Raw genomic sequence first — 21,343 nt, 5'->3', positions numbered from 1 at the left:
AATAAATTTATTTATTTGTTGATAATTTGATTTAACTCATTGAAATATCAATCAAATCGAGAAAACCGCACTTTGCCTGCCTAACGCACGTTGAGCTTGACAGCGGCGAAAAGTGCGGTTTTTTCCGCCGCGTTGAGTGTGCGATACGCCCCTGAGGGCAAATCACCCAGTGGGAGGCCAGCAATTTCCGCACGGATCAGGCGCAAAGTTGGGTAGCCAACGTGAGCTGTCATGCGCCGCACTTGGCGATTGCGCCCCTCGGTGAGTGTCAGTGCCAGCCAACTGGTGGGGATGGCTTGACGCGTGCGAATCGGCGGCGTGCGTGGCCAGAGCGCTTCAGGCTCAGCAATTTTGTGCGCGCAGGCAGGCAATGTTTTGCCGTCATTGATCTCCACGCCCTCGCGCAGAGCGCAAAGTGCGGTTTCGCTGATGTCGCCTTCCACTTGCACCCAGTAGGTTTTCGGCATTTTAAAGCCAGGCGTGGTCAAGCGGTGTTGCAGCAGCCCGTTGTTGGTCAACAGCAACAAGCCTTCACTGTCGCGGTCAAGGCGGCCGGCGGCATAGACATTCGCCACAGGGATGAAGGCCTTCAAAGTGGCATAACGTGGGTCGTCACTAAACTGGCACAACACATTGTAGGGTTTGTTGAACAAAATCACCTCGGTTTGCGCAAAGCTCGGCGTGGGCCTGCGCGCGTTGGTTGGGCGATGTTTAACCGCACTTTTATGTCGAAAGTGCGGTTTGGCGCTATTTTTTTTCATAAAGGTTAAAAATTCGTTAAAATGTGATCTCACAAAGAGAATTTTCGATTAAAAAACTATACTATGCTTGTTTAATAAAGACTAGCATTGCTAGTGATTCATCTAACCAGCCAAGGAGTTTTTATGCCAAATAGTGTACAAGGCCAAGCCATTGAACTGCAACAAGACGGCAGCTTGCGCGTGCCGAATAACCCTGTGATCCCGTTTATTGAAGGTGATGGCATTGGTGTGGATGTCACACCCGCGATGCAAAAAGTGCTGGATGCTGCCGTCCTTAAGGCCTACGGCGGTGAGCGCCAAATTCAGTGGCTTGAAATTTACGCCGGCGGCAAAGCCAACGAGCGTTTTGGCGGCGATGTTTGGCTGCCCGAGGAAACCCTCTCCGCCATTCGCCAATACCATGTGGCGATCAAAGGCCCGTTGATGACGCCAGTGGGTGGTGGCATTCGCTCGTTGAATGTGGCGATGCGCCAAGGACTGGATTTGTACAACTGCCAACGCCCCATTCGCTATTATGAAGGCACCCCAAGCCCGGTGAAACACCCTGAATTGGTGGATATGGTGATCTTCCGCGAAAACTCAGAAGACATTTACGCCGGCATTGAGTGGCCTGCCGATTCTGCCGAGGCGAAGCAAGTGATTGACTTTTTGCAACAGCAAATGGGCGTGAAGAAAATCCGCTTCCCGCAAGGCTGCGGCATTGGTGTTAAGCCTGTGTCAAAAGAAGGCACACAGCGCTTGGTGAAAGCGGCATTGCAGTATGTGATTGACAACGATCGCAAATCACTGACCTTGGTGCACAAAGGCAATATCATGAAATTCACCGAGGGCGCGTTCAAAGAGTGGGGCTATGAAGTGGCCAAAGAGATGGGTGCCACTTTGATCGACAAAGGCCCGTGGATGACGTTGAAAAACCCCAAAACCGGCCGTGAAATTGTGATTAAAGACTCCATTGCCGATGCGTTCTTGCAAGAAATTTTACTCCACCCTACGGAGTACGACGTGATTGCCACGCTGAATCTCAATGGGGATTACATCTCAGATGCGCTCGCCGCGCAAGTCGGCGGCATTGGCATTGCACCAGGGGCGAACATTGGCCGCGACTGTGCCATTTTTGAGGCCACCCACGGCACCGCGCCAAATATTGCTGGGAAAAACATCGGCAACCCAGGCTCGCTGATTTTAAGTGGTGAGATGATGCTGCGCCACCTCGGCTGGCTGGAAGCGGCCGATTTGATCGTCAATGCGGTGTCGAAAACCATCGCGAACAAAACCGTCACCGCCGATTTTGCCAACGCGATGGAAGGCGCAACCTTGCGTTCAACCTCCGAATTTGCCGACGACATCATCAGCAATATGTAACTTGACCGCACTTTTATCTCAAACCACCCCGCGGGGTGGTTTTTTGTTGAAAAGCAAAGTGCGGTCAGGTGCGGGCGCGTTTAACTTTAAGCCAGCCGTCGACAATGGTCAACGCCAAGCCGGCCCAAATCAAACCATAGGTGATAAGCGATTGCAGCGTTAATGGTGTGCCAAGCACGGTGACGGCGAGAATAAACAGCAGTGTGGGCTCAAGGTAGCTAAACATCCCAAACAGCGTGACGGGCAGGGCGCAGCTGGCGAATAAATTGAGCTGCATCGCCGCGGCACTCATCAAGCCCAAAAGCGGAATCAGCAGCCAATATTTGCTCAGCCCCGCGAGCACCGAAAAGCCCACCGGCTGGTGGAGCAGGTAGATCACGGCAAACGGCAAAATCAAGGTGAGATCAATGAGCAAGCCGATTAAGGTTGGCACGTCCATTTTGCGGCGCAAAATGTAATAAATCGGGTAGGTGAAAAAGATCCACATCGTTACCCATGAAAACGCGTGGGTTTGCCACAGCTCATGGCCGACACCGAGTGCGGCCAGCAGCACGCCGAGCCACTGCAAGCGGGTGACGTTTTCATTTAAAAACAGCCGCCCGCTAAGCACCATCGCAATCGGGAAGAGGAAATAGCCCATCGCCACATCTACCCCGTAGCCGTTTACTGGTGCCCACATAAACAGCCAAAACTGGCTGGCGATAATCGGCGTGGGCAACAAAATCAGCGCCCAGGTTTTCCACGCCTTGCCCACACCGTAAGCAAAGCGAAACAGCTGATACCACCCGCGGGTGGCGAGCAAAAACAGCCACAAGCTGCCAGCCATGCTGACCATCCGCCAGGCGAAGGTTTCCGTGCCTGACAACGGCGCCATGGCGTAGCCATAAAGATAGAGCGCGCCAAAGAGCACATTCGACATCAGCGCGGCGATGATGCCTTTTTGATTCTCTGTCATGTCATCTTCAATCGTGATTAAAACCCACAATTATAAAGGATTACACAAAAAGCGCCATTTTTTGTTTTGGATCAAGTTTTCACTAGAATGGGAATTGCGTTTCAAATTTTAAACGGTTAGTATTTGCTCAAGTTAATCGATTTCGTAAATCGATTTCACGAGGAGGAGAGATGAGAAAAATCACGATGGCGGACATTGCCTTGCAAACGGGCTTTTCCAAAACCACGATTTCACGTTATCTCAATGGCAAATATGACAGCATGTCGGCGCAAACCAAGCAAAAAATCGCTGAGGTGATCGCCCACGCAGGCTACAAGCCTAATCAAATGGCGCGCAACTTAAGGCTGCAAAAAAGCCATTTGATCGGCGTGCTGGTGTCTGACATTCAAAGCCCCTTTTCCTCGATTTTATACAGTGGCATCGCCGAGGAGTGCGAGCGCCATGGCTACACCGCCATTTTGGCCAGCACCGGCGACAGCGTTGACAAAGAGCGGCGTTATATCGATTCGATGATCGCCAAATCGGTGGAGGGTTTGATTGTCAACGCCACGGGTGAAAACGTGGATTACCTCGCGCAGGTCAACCGCACTTTGACACCGATTGTGCTTGCCGACCGCCCGCTCCATGCCGCCGGCTGCGATATTGTCAGTTCCAACCTCAAGCAAGGGCTGAATGCGATGTTGGATCTCGCGCACAGCAAAGGCTACTCGCGCATTGCGCTGGTGACGCTAGCCATTGGCACCAACCAAACGCGGCGAATTGTGCGCGATGCCTTTGTGGCGCATCACGCCTCGCGCGGGCAAAGTGCGGTTGTGCTGGAGTTTAGCCACAAAGCGGCGCTGCACGCGCAATGCCTGGGCTTTGTTGAGGCGCACAAGGGCGAGAGAATCGCCTTTCTCGCTGCCAACGGCATGGTGTTGCAACACATTGGTGCGTTTATGAAGCATCACCAGTTGCGCGCCCCCGATGACGTTGGGCTGTGTGGCGTAGACAACTGGCCGTGGATGGAGCTGGCCGGCCCTGGCATGACGGTGCTCGAGCAGCCCACTTTTGAAATGGGCAAGCAAAGTGCCCGCTGTTTAATTGAACGAATTCAAGGCCGAGATACGCACGTTGAGCGTTATCTTGAGTGCAAATTGATCACACGCGGCTCACTGTGAGCCCGTTTAACTTAGGAGAATGTTATGGATACTCGTTACAGTGTTAACCCAAATGATTTCAAACGCTACACCACCGAAGAAGTGCGCAACGAATTTTTGGTGCAAAACCTCTTCCGCGCTGACGAACTCACCACCGTTTACAGCCACGTTGACCGCATGGTGACCGTAGGCTGCATGCCCGTGAAAGAAGAAGTCTCCCTTGAAAAAGGCCTTGATATTTGGCACACCTTTGGCACGCACTACTTCTTAGAGCGTCGCGAAATGGGTATTTTCAATGTGGGCGGCGAGGGCGTGATCAAAGCTGACGATCAAACCTTTGAAATGGCCTACACCGACTGTTTATACATCACCATGGGCACCAAAAATGTGACCTTCAGCAGTAAAAATGCCGACAAACCAGCTAAATTCTACATGGTGTCAGCGCCCGCACACAAACCGTGCAAAACCACCTTTATCCCAATGGCGAACGCCAACAAACGCCCAATGGGTGCGATGGAAACTGCCAACGACCGTGTGATTAACCAATTCATCCACCCAGATGTGCTAGAAACTTGCCAGCTGTCAATGGGCCTAACCCAACTCAAACCAGGCAGTGTGTGGAACTCTATGCCATGCCACACCCACGAGCGCCGCATGGAAATTTACTTCTATTTTGAAGTGCCGCAAGACAACGCCGTGTTCCACATCATGGGCCAACCAACTGAAACTCGCCACATTGTGATGCAAAACGAAGAGGCGATTATCAGCCCATCTTGGAGCATCCACTGCGGCGCGGGTACGGCAAATTACAGCTTTATCTGGGCGATGGGCGGCGAAAACAAAGCCTTTGATGATATGGATAATCTCAACATCACTGAATTACGTTAATCGTTATTTGAGGACTCTATTATGAAAATTATGCAAGCAGTACAACGCTTTCCAGGCGGCTTGATGCTCATTCCTTTGTTGCTTGGCGCGTTGACCAACACTTTTGCACCTAACGCAGGGCAATATTTTGGCTCATTTACCAACGGCTTGATTCACGGCACCGTGCCGATTTTGTCTGTATGGTTCTTCTGCATGGGCGCCAGCATTGACTTGCGCGCCACTGGCACCGTGATTCGCAAATCCGGCACACTGTTAGTGACTAAAATTGCCGTGGCGTGGGTTGTTGGCATGTTGTGTGTGAAATTCATCCCAGGTGGCATGATTGAAACTGGCTTTTTCGCAGGCCTGTCCACCTTGGCGATCGTCACCGCGATGGACATGACCAACGGCGGCCTTTATGCCTCATTAATGGCGCAATACGGCTCGAAAGAAGAGGCTGGCGCATTCGTGCTGATGTCGATTGAATCTGGCCCGTTAGTGACCATGATGATCCTCGGCACAACAGGCGTGGCACAATTTGAACCGCACTTGTTCGTCGGCGCTGTGCTGCCATTTTTAATCGGCTTCGCGCTGGGTAATTTGGATAAAGAGTGCAAAGCGTTCTTCAGCCAAGGCACCATGTTGATGATCCCATTCTTTGGTTATGCCTTGGGTAACACCATCAACCTCGCCGTAGTGCTCGACACTGGCTTGCTGGGCGTGTTCTTAGGTTTAGGTGTGATTGTCATCACTGGTATCCCGCTTATCCTCGCCGATAAATTTATCGCAGGCGGTAACGGTGGTGCAGGTTTGGCGGCATCCAGCACCGCAGGCGCGGCCGTGGCCAACCCGGTTATCATCGCCGGCATGGTGCCAGCCTTCGCGCCAGTAGCTCCAGCTGCCACCGCACTGGTTGCCACCTCGGTGGTGGTCACCTCCATTGTCGTGCCAATCATCACCGCCTTCTGGTGCAAACGCTTTGGCAAACAAGACGACCCCGAAGTCAACCACAATTTGAAAGTCTAATCTCAATAACAAAAAAACCGCACTTTAAAGTGCGGTTTTTTATATTTTCTCGCCAGTGGTGGGACGAAGGTGATGCCCATATCCCAAGGCTGTTCAATCCAGGTGTTTTGTGGGATGTCGATAACGTAGTCGTCAACCAAGTCGGCGCCAGCGGGTTTGGCGAACACGGTGACGAAACGGGCTTTAGGATACATTTCACGCAGTGCGCGGGCGGTGTTGCCGGTGTCGACTAAATCATCGACCACGATGAAGCCATCACCGTCGCCTTGGGCGGCGTGCAGGACTTTGATTTCGCTTTGTTGGTCATGCTCGTAGCTGGCGATGCAGGCCGTTTCGATGTGGCGAAGGCCTAATTCACGCGCCAACACCGCCGCTGGGAACAAGCCACCGCGGCTAACCGCAATAATGCCTTTCCATTGTGAGGCGGGCAGCAGGCGCTCAGCGAGCTTGCGTGCGTGCATTTGGAACATATCCCAGGTTACAACATATTTTTCACTCATAATCGACCCTTTGTGTTAACTTAAGAAACTGGCGATGATTGTTTAATCACTCTAAATTTTAAAAATGCGTTAGGATAACCTGATTTTAAATTTTGTGCTATGATTAACTTAACATTTGTGTGAATTGAACACATTTTTTTGCTTGCGAACGCCAAATTATGCTAAGGAGCACCATAATGCAAAAAATGACCGACCTTCAACCAACCCGCTTGTGGCAATGGTTTCAACAAGTCTGTGACATCCCTCATCCGTCTTTTCATGAAGAAAAATTAGCTGAATTTATCGTCAATTGGGCCAAATCAAAGAACATCTGGGTTGAGCGCGATGACGTGGGCAATATTTTAATGCGCAAGCCCGCCACCGCCGGCATGGAAAACCGCAAAAAAGTGGCCTTGCAAGCGCACCTTGACATGGTGCCACAAAAAAATAACGGCACCGAGCACGATTTTGAAAAAGACAGCATCAAGCCCGTTGTTGAGGGCGAATGGGTCACCGCGCAAGGCACCACCTTGGGGGCAGACAACGGCATTGGCCTGGCGTCAACGCTGGCGGTGCTGGATAGCGACGACATCCCACACCCTGATTTGGAAGTGCTGTTGACCATGACGGAAGAGTCTGGCATGGAAGGCGCCCACGGCTTGAAACCAAATTGGTTGCAAAGTGAGATCTTAATCAACACCGACACCGAAGAGAACGGTGAAATTTATGTCGGTTGCGCCGGCGGCGTGGATGCCGATATTCGTTATGATCTCCAAGCGGTGGAAAACCCGTTCAAACACGCCAAATTGTTGGTGCTCAAAGGGTTGCGTGGCGGCCACTCAGGCGGTGACATTCACACTGGCCGCGCCAATGCCATCAAGCAACTAGCCCGCACTTTGGCTGAATTGCAAGCCCATGTTGATTTCCAATTAGCGGACATCACTGGCGGCTCTGTACGCAACGCCATTCCGCGTGAGGCCAGCGCAGTGTTGGTGTTTGACGGCGATGAAGCTGTGCTGAGCCAACGCGTGAGCGAATTTGAACAGCTGTTAAAAGGCGAGCTGTCCCACGCTGAGCCGAATTTATCCCTCTTTTTGCAAGACATCGAACGCCCAGCGAGCGCCTATAGCCAAGAACAAACGGATACGGTGATCAATCTCATCAATGCGCTGCCAAATGGCGTGATGCGCAACAGCGATGTGATTGACGATGTGGTGGAAACTTCGCTCAGTGTGGGCGTGCTGAAGGTGGAAAAAGGCGAGCTGCACATCACCATTTTGATCCGCTCGCTTAACGAAAGCGGCAAACAAGCAGTGTGTTCAACGCTGGAATCCATCACCACACTGGCGGGCGCGAATGTGGACTTTAGCCACAATTATCCTGGCTGGGAGCCTGATGAAAATTCACCTATCCTGCCGGTGACCGTTGAGCACTATAAGCGCATTTTAGGCGAAGAGCCAAAAGTGAAAGTGATTCACGCCGGCCTTGAGTGTGGTTTGATGAAAGACCCGTATCCACACATTGACATGGTGTCTATTGGGCCGACCATTCGCAACGCCCACTCGCCAGATGAGAAAGTCCACATCCCAGCGGTGCAAACCTACTGGACACTGCTGCAAGCACTGTTGGCGAACATTCCCAATAAATAAGCAAAGTGCGGTCAACCGCACTTTAAAAAATCAAAAGTGCGGTTGACGCACTTTTAAAGTGAGATGATATGAACGAACAACCATTGCAACAAGACGTCGAGACCACCCACTTTGGCTTTAAAACCGTTGCCAAGGAAGAAAAACAAGCCTTGGTGGCCAATGTGTTCCATTCCGTGGCGGACAAATATGACCTGATGAACGATCTGCTCTCGTTTGGCATTCACCGCGTGTGGAAGCGCTTCACGATTGACTGCTCAGGCGTGCGCAAGGGGCAAAAGGTGCTGGATTTGGCCGGTGGCACAGGGGATTTTACCGCTAAATTCTCCCGCATGGTGGGCGCGCAAGGGCAGGTGGTGCTGGCGGATATCAACGACTCGATGCTCAAAGTCGGGCGTGAAAAACTGCGCAATCTTGGCGTGGTCGGCAATGTTGATTATGTGCAAGCCAACGCCGAGTGCCTGCCGTTTGCTGACAACACCTTTGATTGCATCATCATCAGCTTTGGGTTGCGCAATGTCACCGACAAGCAAAGAGCGCTGGAGTCGATGTTCCGCGTGCTCAAGCCAGGCGGCCGATTGCTGGTGCTGGAGTTCTCAAAACCGGTGCTGGACCCGCTGAGCAAGCTCTATAACTTCTATTCTTTCAATATTTTGCCGAAAATTGGCGAAGTGGTGGTGAAAGACGGCGACAGCTACCGCTATTTGGCGGAATCCATTCGCATGCACCCAGACCAAAACACGCTGAAAGCGATGATGGTGCAAGCCGGCTTTGAGCAGGTGGAATACTTCAACCTCACCGCTGGCATCGTGGCCTTGCATCGCGGCTTTAAGTTTTAGGAGGCGGCATGGCATTTTCACCGATTGAGCAACTGATGCTGCCACAAATGGGCAGCGCGGTGCTAGAAACGCTGTTAAATCAGCTGATTGCTCGCAGCCAAAACACTGCAGCGCATTTGCAGCGGCTCAACGAGCGGGTGCTGCGCCTTGAGCTCAACGCGCCGCACATTGAGCACTTTTTGGTGTTTTCCGCCACGCGGGTGGAGGTGCTCAATCGTTATGACGGCGAGGTGGACTGCCATGTTATCACCAACCCGTCTGTGCTGGTGCCGCCGCCGAAAAAAGCCCAGCTGAGCGAGCTGATTAACGACAAACGCATTGTGCTGCATGGTGATTTGCAAGTGCTGCAAGATTTCACCGCACTTTTAAATGCCCTTGAGCGCAACCCCGCGGAGCTGGTCGCGCCTTATGTTGGCGATGTGCTCGCGCACAAAGGCACGCGGCTGGTGTCGCAAGCGTGGGCGTTTTTCAAACAGCAAAGTGCGGTTGCGCAAGGGCAATGGGGCGAGCGCTTAAGCGAAGAGTGGCAAGTGGCGATGCCCGCCACCGCGCTGAGCAGTTTCGCCGCCGAGGTGCGCGCCCTTGCTCAAGACGAGCAACGCTTGGCGGGCAAAATTGCGCACCTGAGCGCACAACTCAAGGAGCCACGCTAATGTGGGGTAATTCCCGTTTTTATCATATTATTCATGTGCTGTTGCGCTACGGGCTTGACGAACACTTGCCTGAAAACCGCTACACCCGGCCCCTGCGGCTGGCGCGCAAAAGCCTGTTTTGGATCAAAAATCGCCACCCGAATGCGCCTTATGGCGTGCGCTTGCGCCTTGCGCTGCAAGAGTTGGGGCCAGTTTGGATCAAACTCGGGCAAATGCTCTCCACCCGGCGCGATCTCTTCCCGCCCGATATCGCCAATGAGTTGGCGCTGTTGCAAGATCAAGTTGAGCCCTTCCCAGGCGAGCTTGCCCGCGCGCAAATTGAGCGAGAGCTTGGCGGGCGGCTGGAAACGTGGTTTTGTGAGTTTGATGAAACCGCACTTGCCTCGGCCTCCATTGCGCAAGTGCATACCGCGCGCTTTAATGACAACACACCGTTTGCCGGCGAAGAGGTGGTGCTCAAAGTTATCCGCCCGAATATTGAAAAATCGATTCGCTCTGATGTGAAATTAATGTATCGCTTGGCGGCGTGGATCCCGCGGCTTTCCAGCGAGGGGCGGCGGTTGCGGCCAGTTGAGGTGGTGCAAGAGTATGAAAAAACACTGCTCGATGAGCTGGATTTGCGCCGCGAAATGGCCAATGCGATTCAGCTTAGGCGCAATTTTGAAGACAGCCCAATGCTCTATGTGCCGAAGATGTACAGCGATTATTGCCACAAAAATGTCATCGTGATGGAGCGGATTTACGGTATCCCTGTCTCGGATATCGAAACGTTGCACGCACGCGGCACGAACATGAAACTGCTGGCTGAGCGCGGCGTGCAGGTGTTTTTCACCCAAGTGTTCCGCGACAGCTTTTTCCACGCCGACATGCACCCGGGCAATATTTTCGTCAACCCTGAGCATTTAGACGACCCGCAATATATCGGGATCGACTGTGGCATTGTCGGCTCGCTTAACCGTGAGGATAAACGCTATTTAGCCGAGAACTTTTTGGCCTTTTCAACCGTGATTATCATCGCGTGGCGGAGCTGCACGTGGATTCAGGCTGGGTGCCGGAAGACACCAATATCCAAGAATTTGAGCAAGCGATCCGCACCGTGTGCGACCCGATTTTTGCCAAGCCGTTGAGTGAAATCTCTTTTGGTCATGTGCTGCTCAATTTATTCAACACCGCGCGACGCTTTAACATGGAAGTGCAGCCGCAATTGGTGCTGCTGCAAAAAACGCTGTTGTATATCGAAGGACTCGGCCGGCAGATTTATCCGCAGCTTGATTTGTGGCAAACCGCCAAGCCGTTTTTGCAAGACTGGCTTGACGAGCAAGTGGGCTTTAAATCGGTTTATCGCAACGTGAAAGACAAAATGCCTTATTTCCGTGAGCATTTTGCTGAGTTCCCTGAAGCGCTTTACAACGCCTTGCTGCAGCAAAAAGCCATTGGCAAGCAGCTCGAATTGCTCAACCAAAATTTGGCCGATAACCGCTGCGCGCAGAAAAACCGCACTTTCTATTTTGGCGCAGGCTCAGTGGTGTTTGTCACCACCTTGTGGCAATTTGCCCACCTGCCAGGGGCATTAAGTGCGGTCTTACTGGTGCTGGCGTTTTTGATCTGGGGCTATGGATTGCTCAAAAAATAAGGATTGCGCGCATTGTCAATTGACTAGTGTGGCGCGATAGGTTATAAACCTAGCAGGCTTTATCAATGATGCCCAGGCATCAATTTAACTAACAAGAGGTTTTTATGGGTGGTATTAGTATTTGGCAATTAGCCATTATTGTGTTGATTATCGTGTTGTTATTCGGCACTAAAAAGCTGAAAAACCTAGGGTCTGATTTGGGTGAATCCGTCAAAGGCTTTAAAAAAGCGATGAAAGACGACGACAAACAAGACGCTCAATTCAACTCTAAAATTGAAAACAATCAAGCGCCAAACAGCGCTGAGTCTGTCAAACAAAAAGACAACGAACAGGTTTAATCCGTGTTTGATATCGGCTTTTCAGAGCTTTTGCTGATTTTTGTTGTGGGCTTGGTGGTGCTCGGCCCGCAACGCTTGCCTGTGGCGATTCGCACCGTGGTGAGCTGGATTCGCACTATTCGTGGGCTGGCAACCAATGTGCAAAATGAGCTCAGCCAAGAGCTCAAGCTCCACGAGCTGCAAGAAAGCATTAAAAAAGCCGAGCAGCTCAATTTAAGCGAGCTGTCGCCAGATTTGGCGCAAAATATTGAAGACCTCAAGCACTCGGCGCACACCATGCAACAGCAGTTGCAACAAGAGCAAAACTCGATTAATAACGCCATTAATGACCGCGTGAAAAGCGTGGAAGAGTCCGAGCGCGTCGACCACGACGACCACGCCGAAGCGGTGGAAGCCGAAAGCGAGCAGGCCCACGTTGAAGAGCAAAGTGCGGTTGACGAGGCTGAACAAGGCGATAACGTGCCCTGGCAATACCACGGTATGGACATCCCCGCCGAATCCGACGAGCTTGCCGCCCCTGCGCCAGCCAAACCTAAGCCACCTGCAAAAGAGTAGCTGTTATGTCATCTGTTGAAGATTCTCAACCTTTAATCAGCCACTTGGTTGAATTGCGCAACCGCTTGTTGCGCGCCATTGTGTGCGTGCTGGTGGTGTTTGCCTGTTTGGTGTTTTTCTCAAACGATATTTATCGCCTTGTGGCCTTGCCGCTGATCAATCAAATGCCGCAAGGGGCGAGCATGATCGCAACGGGTGTGGCCGCGCCGTTTTTCACGCCACTGAAACTCACCGCGATTGTGTCGGTGTTTATCTCAGTGCCGTTTATTTTGTATCAAATTTGGGCCTTTGTCGCTCCTGCGCTCTATCAGCACGAAAAGCGCTTAGTTTATCCGCTGCTGTTTTCAAGCACCTTGCTGTTTTATGTTGGCGTGGCGTTTGCCTATTATGTTGTCTTCCCGCTGGTATTTGGCTTTATGACCCACACCGCACCAGAGGGCGTGACGATTGCCACCGATATCAGCAGCTATCTCGATTTTGTGCTGACAATTTTCCTCGCCTTTGGCATCTGTTTTGAAGTGCCCGTGGCGATCATTTTGCTGTGCTGGACGGGGATCACCACCGCCGACGACCTACGAAAAAAACGCCCGTATATTTTGGTCGCGGCGTTTGTCATCGGCATGCTGCTCACCCCGCCGGATATCTTCTCGCAAACGCTGCTGGCGTTGCCGATGTTTTTATTGTTTGAAGTCGGCGTTTATTGCTCACGTTTTTATCAGCCCCGCGAAGAAGACTGACCGCACTTTTATGTTCACAAGGCGCCATCAGGCGTCTTTATTGTTTAAGGAAGTTTTATGAATATTCAAATGCCTTTTGCGCCGTTTCCACAAGGGAGAATGCGCCGTTTGCGTCGGCACGATTTCAGCCGCCGCCTCGTGGCAGAAAATCAGTTGAGCGTGAATGACTTGATTTACCCTGTCTTTATCATGGAGGGTGAAAACGCCCGCCAAGCAGTGCCGTCAATGCCTGGTGTTGAGCGCTTAACGCTCGATCAATTGCTGATTGAAGCCCAAGAGTTAGTGGCACTCGGGGTGCCAGTGATTTCACTTTTCCCGGTGATTGAGCAAGATAAAAAATCCCTGATGGCCGAAGAGGCCTACAACCCACAAGGGCTGGTGCAACGCGCAGTGAAAGCGCTGAAGGCCAGCTGCCCAACATTAGGCGTGCTGACCGATATCGCACTCGATCCTTACACCACCCACGGGCAAGACGGCATTATTGACGACGACGGCTATGTGGTCAACGACATCACCACCGAAATCTTAGTCAAACAAGCCCTATCCCACGCCAAAGTGGGGGCGGACATTGTTGCACCAAGCGATATGATGGACGGGCGCATTGGTGAAATCCGCACCGCACTTGAGGCCAACGGCTTTGTCAATACACAAATCATGGCCTATTCCGCCAAATACGCTTCATGCTTTTACGGCCCTTTTCGTGATGCCGTCGGCTCGAGTGGCAACCTCAAAGGGGGCAACAAAAAAACCTACCAGCTCGATCCGGCCAACAGCGACGAAGGCCTGCGTGAAGTGGCGCTGGACTTGCAAGAGGGCGCTGACATGGTGATGGTCAAACCGGGCTTGCCGTATTTGGATTTGGTCTATCGCGTCAAACAGCAATTTGGTGTGCCGACCTTTGCCTATCAAGTCTCGGGCGAATACGCCATGCTGCAAGCGGCGATTGACAACGGCTGGCTGGATGAAAAAGCGAGCATTTTAGAGTCGTTATTATGCTTCAAACGCGCAGGCGCTGATGGCATATTGACGTATTACGCCAAAAAAGTGGCTCAGTGGCTTATTGATGCAAGTTAATTTTTATTAAAGTGCGGTGCATCGAGCAAATGCTCAGGTGGGATGACAAACGAAAAGGTGCTGCCTTTGCCCACCTCGCTGTCAATGTGTAATTGGCTGTTGAGATGCACCAGCGCGTGTTTGACAATCGCCAGCCCAATGCCGCTGCCGCCCTCGCTGCGGCCTTCATCCACGCGATAAAATCGCTCCGTGAGCCGCGGCAAGTGGCGCGCGGCAATGCCCACGCCGTCATCTTCCACCGCAAAATAGCCCCCCGCTTCCTGGCGCTGCCAAACAATGCGCAACCGCTCGGCCTGGGCGTGCTTAACCGCGTTGATGATTAAATTGGTGATGAGGCTTGTGATCTCGACACTGTTGCCATGAATCAACAGGCTTGCGTCCACCTCAGAGCGAATCTTAACTTTGCCCTCGGCCAGCAGCTCGGCTTCATGCTGGGCTTGATTGATAATTTCCGCCACGTTGACCGCACTTTGCATTTCGCCGCCGGCGGAGGTTTCAATTTTCACCAGCAAGGTCAGTTGCTTGAGCAAGCTCTCCATGCGCGCCACTTGTTGTTGCATCACCTCAAGGCTGTGGCGACGCGCCTCGCCTGCAATGCTGTCGTCGTGCAGCAGCTCCAAATAGCCTTGCAGCACTGTCAGTGGCGTGCGCAGTTCATGGTTGAAATTGGAGAGGAAAATTTGGCGCGAGTGGAGCAGCTTGATCACCTGCGTGATGTCGCGGGCGATAAACATCGTCAGCTGCTCGTCGTATTCCCCTTTGGAGATTTCGATGTATTGCGTCTCTGAGGGCATCAGCACCAGCGGCGCGTTGGCCTCGCTGTTCTCGGCATAGACTTTAAATTCTGGGTAAAAAATCACGTTGAAAATGTTCTTCACCACCTTTTTATGCCAATAAAAGCCAAACAGCTCTTGCGCGGCGATATTGCACCACAAAATGGTGCCATCGCGCTGGCAAATCAGCACCGCATCGGGCAAAAATTGAATTTGCTTATTTAGCCTAGAGAGCACGCGCAACGTTTTAAACCGCTCTTTGCGAGTGCGCCGTTTTTGGTAGGCAATGGTTTGCGAAAGCGTATCCCAAATGCCAATTTGGTGGCTGGGGCGAGGGTCGTTATTGTGCAGCCAGCTAAGCAACTTGTTTTCGTTGTAGTGATGAAAAAGCAGCGCCAACACCAAAAAAAAGGTAAACCACGCCCAAAAGTGCCCCGCAAACAGTGAAAACACCACCGCCAGCAGGGCTGAAATTAGCAACTCAAGGCTCCAGTTGACAATCATGCGGCACTCCCACGCGGGCGGCTGAAGCGATAGCCCGCGCTGCGCACGGTGTGAATGTAGCGGTCAAACCCGCTAGCGCTTAAGTTTTTGCGCAGCCGGCGGACATAAACATCCACCGTGCGGTCTTCCACATAAATATCATCGCCCCACACGCGGTCGAGCAGCTTTTCACGGCTGTGAACTTTGTCTTGATGGGTCATAAAATAGTGCAGCAGCTTAAACTCGGTGGCGCTGAGGTTGATTTCTTGCCGCTGGCAATAGACGCGGCGGCTGTCAGGCTCAAGAATCAGCCCGTCAACGTCAATCTGTTGCTTGATGCGCTCAAGCCCCGCACGGCGCAGCACCGCTTTGAGCCGCGCGATCAACTCTTTGGGTGAAAACGGCTTGGTGATGTAGTCATCCGCGCCCGAATCAAGCCCGGAGATGCAATCTTTTTCATCAATTTTGGCCGTGAGCATAATCACAGGAATGTGGGAAAAATCGGCGTGTTGTTTAATGTGTTGCAGCAGCTGCAGCCCCGAGCGCCCTGGGAGCATCCAATCGAGCAAAATCAAATCAGGCGGATTGGCGAGTTGCTGCAACGCTTGTTGATAATCCCGCGCTTGGCAGGCACAAAAGCCATGCTGGGTGAGCACCAAGGCAATCATATCACGAATGGCAAGTTCATCTTCAACAATCAGGATGCATGCACCCATGTGGCCCCCTTTTACAGTCACAAGGTTTTTCGCTACTACTATACAAAAACACTTCGTTGCGCTCAATATTTGAACGGTGAATCTGTGATAAGTGTAACTTTTTGGCATAAAAAAAGTGCGGTTGAAGCCAACCGCACTTGATATTTTATACGCCAGTTAGCGCATGGTCACAAACTCTTCTGAGCCAGTTGGGTGAATAGCCACAGTGTTATCAAAGTCAGCTTTAGTTGCACCCATTTTGATTGCGACTGCAAAGCCTTGGATCATTTCATCCACACCAAAGCCAATACCGTGAAGGCCAACGATTTTTTCATCAGGGCCAGCGCAGACTAATTTCATGCGGCATGGCTGGCGGTGTTGCGTCACGGCGGTGTACATTGCAGTGAAAGATGATGTATAAACTTTTACGTTTTCCTCACCATACTGTTCTTTAGCCTGTGGCTCGGTTAAGCCTACAGTGCCGATTGGCGGGTGACTGAACACCACGGTTGGCACGAGATTGTAGTCCAAATGTTCGTTTGGTTTGTTGTTGAACAAACGCTCTGACAATCGACGGCCTGCTGCCACCGCAACAGGAGTTAGCTCAATGGCGCCCGTGTTGTCGCCCACCGCATAAATGCCGTTTACGTTGGTATTTTGGAATTTGTCCACCTCAATGTAGCCACGAGCATTGGTTTTCACACCAGCCGCCTCAAGGTTGAGGTTATCGGTTGCAGGCTCACGGCCAATTGCCCACACCACACAATCCACACTATGTTTTTCACCGCCTTCAAGCTCAAGAGTTAAGCTGCCGTCATCATTTTTGTACAGGGCTTTCGGGGTGGAATTTTTATGCAGTGTTGGGCCTTCTGCTTCAATCACTTCCACTAAGGTGTCCACGATTAATGGGTCAAAGCTACGCAGTGGTGCGTGTTTGCGCACAAACAAATGGGTATCTACGCCCAAATTGTGTAATACGCCAGCCAATTCAACAGCAATATAACCTGCCCCGACCACGGCAACACGTTTTGGCAACTCACGCAGCGCAAATACGCCGTCGGAGTCAATGCCTAGCTCTGCACCTTCCACGTTTGGCATAGATGGGCGGCCGCCGGTTGCGATCAAAATATGATCGGCGGTGATTTTTTCGCCGTTGACCTCTAAAGTGCGGTTATCGACAAATTTGGCAAAGCCTTTGATGACATCGACTTTGTTATTGCCGAGCACTCGCTCATAAGATTGATGGATACGCCCGATGTAGGCTTGGCGGCTTTCTACCAATTTTTTGAAACTAAAGCCGTTATTGACCAAATCAAAGCCGTAGTCTTGGGCATACAAATTCACTGCTTCGGCGATTTGTGCGCCGTACCACATCACTTTTTTCGGCACGCAGCCTACATTCACGCAGGTGCCGCCGAGTTCTTTGGCCTCAATAATAGCGCATTTTTTGCCATAGCTCGCTGCACGATTGATTGAGGCAATGCCACCACTGCCACCACCGATGGCAATATAATCATAATGTTTCGTCATAACCATTCCTTTTCGCTTAAATTTTATCTATTGTGCCTAACTTTGGGCGCAAATTCCATTCGAAAATGTTGATTGCTTTAATCGTCACAAACTTTGCTGACCGCACTTTGCCTTTCAACTGGCCACAGGCTATTCACCCGCCAGCCACGACAGCGTCCAACTGGCGGTGTCTTCGCCGAGGGTGCGGGCGAGATAAGGCAGTGCCTCGCGCATTTCGGCCTCCAGCGTCCAAGGTGGATTGATGACAATCATGCCGCTGGCGGTCATGCCGCGCTGGGTGGAATCAGGCCGCATGGCCAGTTCAATTTGCAGGATTTTTTTAATCCCCGTTTGCTCCAGTGCGCGCACCATGCGCTTGATGTGCGTGCGCAATACAACGGGGTACCAAATGGCATAAACCCCGGTGGCAAAGCGCTTGTAGCCCTCACAAAGTGCGGTCACCACTTGCTCGTAATCACTTTTGAGCTCATAGGACGGGTCCATCAAAATCAGCCCACGGCGCGTTGGCGGTGGTAGGGCGGCTTTGAGCTGCTGATAACCGTCACCGCGCAGGCATTTGGCTTGCTGAAACGGCTGCAAATTGCGCCTAAGCAGCGGGAAGTCGCTCGGGTGCAGCTCGCAGGCCAGCGCGCTGTCTTGACCACGCAGCAAATTGCACACTATCAGCGGCGAGCCTGGGTAAAAGCGCAGCTGCCCGTCGCCGTTAGTGGCTTTCACCTGCTTGAGATAATCTGCCACCACCGCGGGCAAATCGTCCGCCTGCCACAATTTGGCGATGCCATCGAGGTATTCGGCGGTTTTTTCCGATTCTTTTGATTGCAGGCTATAACGCCCCGCGCCAGCGTGGGTGTCGAGATAAAAAAAGCCTTTTTCTTTTTGTTGCAAGGCGCGCAAAATGGCCACCAGCACGGTGTGTTTCAGCACATCGGCGTGGTTGCCCGCATGAAAACTGTGGCGATAACTTAACATAGTCTTTCCTTTTCGTCTTTGGCGTAAGTGTATCGCACTTTTGCTTTTTTTGAACGGAAAAATCTATCAGCCCTTGAATTTCTCACCACTTCGCCTAATCTATTAAGCATCACTCATAAAAGGAACGATTATGTCAAACCCACTATTGCAATTTGACGGCTTGCCGCCGTTTTCTCACATCAAACCCGAGCACGTGGTGCCCGCCATCAAACAATGCATTCAAGATTGCCGCGACACTGTCGAGCGCGTGCTGGCGCAACCGCACTTTACCTTTGATAACCTTTATCAGCCGCTGGCGGAAGTCAGCGATCGCCTCGGCCGCGCGTGGTCGCCGGTGGGGCACCTTAATGCGGTGAAAAACAGCCCTGAGCTGCGCGAGGCTTATCAAGCCTGCCTGCCGTTGCTGTCTGAATACAGCACCTGGGCGGGGCAGCACCAAGGGCTTTATCAAGCGTATAAATCCCTCAAAGAGGGCGAGGAATACGCCAAGCTTGACATCGCCGCGCAAAAAGCGATTGATGATATTTTGCTCGATTTCACCCTTTCAGGCATTGGGCTTGAAAAAGACAAACAGCAGCGCTACGGCGAGATTGTGGCGCGCTTATCAGAGCTGAGCTCGCAATTTAGCAACAACGTGCTTGATGCTACCATGGGTTGGGATATCATCATCACTGATGAAACCGAGCTCAAAGGCCTGCCCGAGTCCGCGCTGCAAGCCGCGCGTGAGGCAGCCAAAGCAGTAGAAAAAGACGGCTGGCGCTTCACCCTGGAAATCCCAAGTTATCTTCCTGTGATGACCTATTGCGAAAACCGCACGTTGCGTGAAACGCTCTATCGCGCCTACACCACCCGCGCCTCCGACCAAGGCCCAAATGCGGGCAGATGGGACAACAGCGCGATCATTGAAGAAATTCTGCAACTGCGTTATGAACTGGCGCAATTGCTTGGCTTTGCCACTTATGCAGACTATTCGCTGGCCACCAAAATGGCCGAGAACCCTGACCAGGTGATGGACTTTTTAAACGATCTGGCTAAACGCGCGAAACCGCAGGGCGAAAAAGAGCGGGCAGAATTAGAACAGTTTTGTCGTGACCATTTTGGCGTGACCGCACTTTCCCCCTGGGATGTGGCGTTTTACAGCGAAAAACAAAAGCAGCATCTTTTTGCCATCAACGACGAAGAGCTGCGCCCATACTTCCCAGAAGATCGCGTGCTCAGCGGCTTGTTTGAAGTGGTCAAACGCATCTATGGCGTCAAGGTGACAGAGCGCCAAGGCGTGGACGTGTGGCACGAAAATGTGCGCTTTTTTGATATTCTCGACGCCGACGGTGAGCTGCGCGGCAGTTTTTATCTCGATCTTTACGCCCGAGCCAACAAACGCGGCGGTGCGTGGATGGACGATTGCATCGGGCGCAAGCGCGTCAACGGCCAGCTGCAAAAACCGGTGGCGTATTTAACCTGCAATTTCAACAAACCGATTGGCGACAAACCGGCGATGTTCACCCACGATGAAGTGACTACGCTATTCCACGAATTTGGCCACGGGCTGCATCATATGCTCACATTGATTGATGTCAGCGGCGTGGCGGGCATCAACGGCGTGCCGTGGGATGCGGTTGAGCTGCCAAGCCAATTTATGGAAAACTGGTGCTGGGAAAAGGACGCGTTGGATTTCATCTCGGGGCATTATGAAACAGGCGAGCCGCTGCCAGCCGACAAACTCGCGCAGTTGCTGAAGGCGAAAAACTACCAAGCGGCGATGTTTGTGCTGCGCCAGCTGGAGTTTGGCTTGTTTGATTTCACCTTGCATTACCGCTTTGACCCAAGCCAAGGCGCGCAAGTGCAAGAAACCCTAAGTGCGGTGCGCAACCAAGTGGCGGTATTCAAACCGCTGGATTGGACGCGCCCTGCTCATGCCTTCAGCCACATTTTTGCTGGCGGCTATGCTGCGGGGTATTACAGCTACCTGTGGGCAGAGGTGCTCTCGGCGGATGCGTTCTCGTTGTTTGAAGAGCAAGGCATCTTCAACCCTGAAACGGGCAAAGCGTTTTTAGACAACATTCTAAGCCGCGGCGGCAGTGAAGAGCCGATGGTGCTGTTTAAGCGCTTTCGCGGGCGCGAGCCAAAACTCGACGCACTGCTGCGCCACAAAGGGATTCAATAAAACAAAAAGTGCGGTTTTGACCGCACTTTTATTTTTGGATCTCAATAGGTTATAATGAGGGCGAATTTATCACAAAGGAGGCGTGTATGAAAGTAACCAGTTCAGGCATTACAAACGGCGTGATTGATGATAAATACGGCAAACGCGGCGCACTTGTCAGCGATTTTGGCATGCCGACTTGCTCGCTGCCATTGGAAATCAGCGGCGCTCCAGCCGGCACCAAATCTTTCGCGATTGTGCTCGAAGACAAAGATGCTGTGCCCGTGTGCGGGTATACCTGGATCCACTGGCTGGCGGCGAACGTCAAACGCGAGGTGCTCGACGAAAACGACAGCACCTCAGCGACCGATTACGTGCAAGGCACCAACAGCTGGTCGGGCAAAATTGCCGGCCAAGATCGCCTGCATTGCGCCTGCTATGGCGGCATGGCACCACCAGATAAAGCCCATCGCTATGAGCTTTATGTGTATGCCCTTGATTGCGAGCTGGAACTTGACGCAGGCTTTCATTTCAATGAGCTGCATTTTGCCATGCAAGGGCATATTCTCGCCCAAGCCTACCTTGTTGGCACCTATGATGCCTAATCTTGAAAGCAGCCCCTCTCGGGGCTGTTTTTTTATGATAAAACGTATTATTTCCCGCCATTTCACAGTATAATAGCCCCA

The 21,343-nt window shown here is 52.1% G+C and carries 20 protein-coding genes and 1 pseudogene; 14 read left to right on the top strand and 7 right to left on the bottom strand.

Annotated features, from left to right (window positions below):
- Positions 1–80: 80 nt before the first annotated feature.
- On the bottom strand, positions 81–761 hold the full coding sequence (locus HPC37_RS10065) for a pseudouridine synthase (protein WP_208122987.1): 681 nt from the start codon (positions 759–761) through the stop codon (positions 81–83).
- A 123-nt stretch (positions 762–884) separates the two neighbouring features.
- On the opposite strand from HPC37_RS10065, the gene icd reads away from it, so the two are divergent.
- Positions 885–2,123, top strand: coding sequence for an NADP-dependent isocitrate dehydrogenase (gene icd, locus HPC37_RS10060; RefSeq protein WP_208122986.1), 1,239 nt, complete (start codon positions 885–887; stop codon positions 2,121–2,123).
- A 64-nt stretch (positions 2,124–2,187) separates the two neighbouring features.
- Here icd and rarD read toward each other — a convergent pair whose 3' ends face one another.
- Positions 2,188–3,078 carry an EamA family transporter RarD gene (gene rarD / locus HPC37_RS10055; protein WP_208122985.1) on the bottom strand — a complete coding sequence of 297 codons (891 nt, stop codon included), beginning with the start codon at positions 3,076–3,078 and terminating at the stop codon, positions 2,188–2,190.
- Between the two features lie 170 nt (positions 3,079–3,248).
- Here rarD and HPC37_RS10050 point away from each other — a divergent pair, with 170 nt between their 5' ends.
- The 3 genes from HPC37_RS10050 to kdgT are packed head-to-tail and all read left to right on the top strand — an operon-like array spanning position 3,249 to position 6,110.
- Positions 3,249–4,238, top strand: coding sequence for a LacI family DNA-binding transcriptional regulator (locus HPC37_RS10050; RefSeq protein WP_208122984.1), 990 nt, complete (start codon positions 3,249–3,251; stop codon positions 4,236–4,238).
- A gap of 24 nt (positions 4,239–4,262) precedes the next feature.
- Positions 4,263–5,105: a 5-dehydro-4-deoxy-D-glucuronate isomerase gene (gene kduI / locus HPC37_RS10045; RefSeq protein ID WP_208122983.1), complete on the top strand. Its 843-nt coding sequence runs from the start codon at positions 4,263–4,265 to the stop codon at positions 5,103–5,105.
- A 21-nt stretch (positions 5,106–5,126) separates the two neighbouring features.
- Entirely contained in the window at positions 5,127–6,110 is a 984-nt protein-coding gene (kdgT, locus tag HPC37_RS10040) for a 2-keto-3-deoxygluconate transporter (RefSeq protein ID WP_208122982.1), read from the top strand.
- A 2-nt stretch (positions 6,111–6,112) separates the two neighbouring features.
- Here kdgT and gpt read toward each other — a convergent pair whose 3' ends face one another.
- Entirely contained in the window at positions 6,113–6,610 is a 498-nt protein-coding gene (gene gpt / locus HPC37_RS10035; protein ID WP_208122981.1) for a xanthine phosphoribosyltransferase, read from the bottom strand.
- 176 nt (positions 6,611–6,786) lie between these two features.
- Between gpt and HPC37_RS10030 the strand changes: the two genes are divergently transcribed.
- The 8 genes and pseudogenes from HPC37_RS10030 (at position 6,787) to hemB (ending at position 14,064) form a co-directional block, all read left to right on the top strand.
- Complete coding sequence (locus HPC37_RS10030; protein WP_208122980.1) at positions 6,787–8,238, top strand: aminoacyl-histidine dipeptidase; 1,452 nt, start codon at positions 6,787–6,789, stop codon at positions 8,236–8,238.
- A 68-nt stretch (positions 8,239–8,306) separates the two neighbouring features.
- Entirely contained in the window at positions 8,307–9,074 is a 768-nt protein-coding gene (gene ubiE / locus HPC37_RS10025) for a bifunctional demethylmenaquinone methyltransferase/2-methoxy-6-polyprenyl-1,4-benzoquinol methylase UbiE (RefSeq protein WP_208122979.1), read from the top strand.
- Between the two features lie 8 nt (positions 9,075–9,082).
- The gene (locus tag HPC37_RS10020; protein WP_208122978.1) at positions 9,083–9,727 is read left to right on the top strand and encodes a ubiquinone biosynthesis accessory factor UbiJ; all 645 of its coding nucleotides are present in this window, start codon (positions 9,083–9,085) and stop codon (positions 9,725–9,727) included.
- Positions 9,727–11,360: pseudogene (gene ubiB, locus HPC37_RS10015) on the top strand (ubiquinone biosynthesis regulatory protein kinase UbiB). Before HPC37_RS10020 ends, ubiB begins: the two are co-directional and overlap by 1 nt.
- A gap of 104 nt (positions 11,361–11,464) precedes the next feature.
- A complete protein-coding gene (tatA, locus tag HPC37_RS10010; RefSeq protein WP_208122977.1) occupies positions 11,465–11,698 on the top strand; it encodes a Sec-independent protein translocase subunit TatA in 234 nt (77 codons plus the stop codon).
- 3 nt (positions 11,699–11,701) lie between these two features.
- Positions 11,702–12,253, top strand: coding sequence for a Sec-independent protein translocase protein TatB (tatB, locus tag HPC37_RS10005; RefSeq protein ID WP_208122976.1), 552 nt, complete (start codon positions 11,702–11,704; stop codon positions 12,251–12,253).
- 5 nt (positions 12,254–12,258) lie between these two features.
- Complete coding sequence (gene tatC, locus HPC37_RS10000) at positions 12,259–12,990, top strand: twin-arginine translocase subunit TatC (RefSeq protein ID WP_208122975.1); 732 nt, start codon at positions 12,259–12,261, stop codon at positions 12,988–12,990.
- Between the two features lie 57 nt (positions 12,991–13,047).
- Positions 13,048–14,064: a porphobilinogen synthase gene (gene hemB, locus HPC37_RS09995; protein WP_235961736.1), complete on the top strand. Its 1,017-nt coding sequence runs from the start codon at positions 13,048–13,050 to the stop codon at positions 14,062–14,064.
- Here hemB and phoR read toward each other — a convergent pair.
- The 4 genes from phoR to HPC37_RS09975 form a co-directional block, all read right to left on the bottom strand.
- On the bottom strand, positions 14,061–15,341 hold the full coding sequence (phoR, locus tag HPC37_RS09990; protein WP_208122974.1) for a phosphate regulon sensor histidine kinase PhoR: 1,281 nt from the start codon (positions 15,339–15,341) through the stop codon (positions 14,061–14,063). The two genes, hemB and phoR, sit on opposite strands and share 4 nt — an antisense overlap.
- Entirely contained in the window at positions 15,338–16,036 is a 699-nt protein-coding gene (phoB, locus tag HPC37_RS09985) for a phosphate regulon transcriptional regulator PhoB (RefSeq protein WP_208122973.1), read from the bottom strand. Before phoB ends, phoR begins: the two co-directional genes overlap by 4 nt.
- 156 nt (positions 16,037–16,192) lie before the next feature.
- A complete protein-coding gene (gorA, locus tag HPC37_RS09980; RefSeq protein WP_208122972.1) occupies positions 16,193–17,545 on the bottom strand; it encodes a glutathione-disulfide reductase in 1,353 nt (450 codons plus the stop codon).
- 129 nt (positions 17,546–17,674) lie between these two features.
- Positions 17,675–18,514, bottom strand: coding sequence for a 23S rRNA (adenine(2030)-N(6))-methyltransferase RlmJ (locus HPC37_RS09975; RefSeq protein WP_208122971.1), 840 nt, complete (start codon positions 18,512–18,514; stop codon positions 17,675–17,677).
- Between the two features lie 130 nt (positions 18,515–18,644).
- Between HPC37_RS09975 and prlC the strand changes: the two genes are divergently transcribed.
- A complete protein-coding gene (gene prlC, locus HPC37_RS09970) occupies positions 18,645–20,678 on the top strand; it encodes an oligopeptidase A (RefSeq protein WP_208122970.1) in 2,034 nt (677 codons plus the stop codon).
- Between the two features lie 86 nt (positions 20,679–20,764).
- Positions 20,765–21,262 carry a YbhB/YbcL family Raf kinase inhibitor-like protein gene (locus tag HPC37_RS09965; RefSeq protein ID WP_208122969.1) on the top strand — a complete coding sequence of 166 codons (498 nt, stop codon included), beginning with the start codon at positions 20,765–20,767 and terminating at the stop codon, positions 21,260–21,262.
- The last annotated feature ends 81 nt before the right edge of the window (positions 21,263–21,343 follow it).

This window comes from Spirabiliibacterium mucosae (genome assembly GCF_014884965.1).
Classification (GTDB): Bacteria; Pseudomonadota; Gammaproteobacteria; order Enterobacterales; family Pasteurellaceae; genus Spirabiliibacterium; species Spirabiliibacterium mucosae.
Note: the sequence above shows the minus strand (reverse complement) of the source record. Positions and strands in the feature narration are given on the sequence as shown.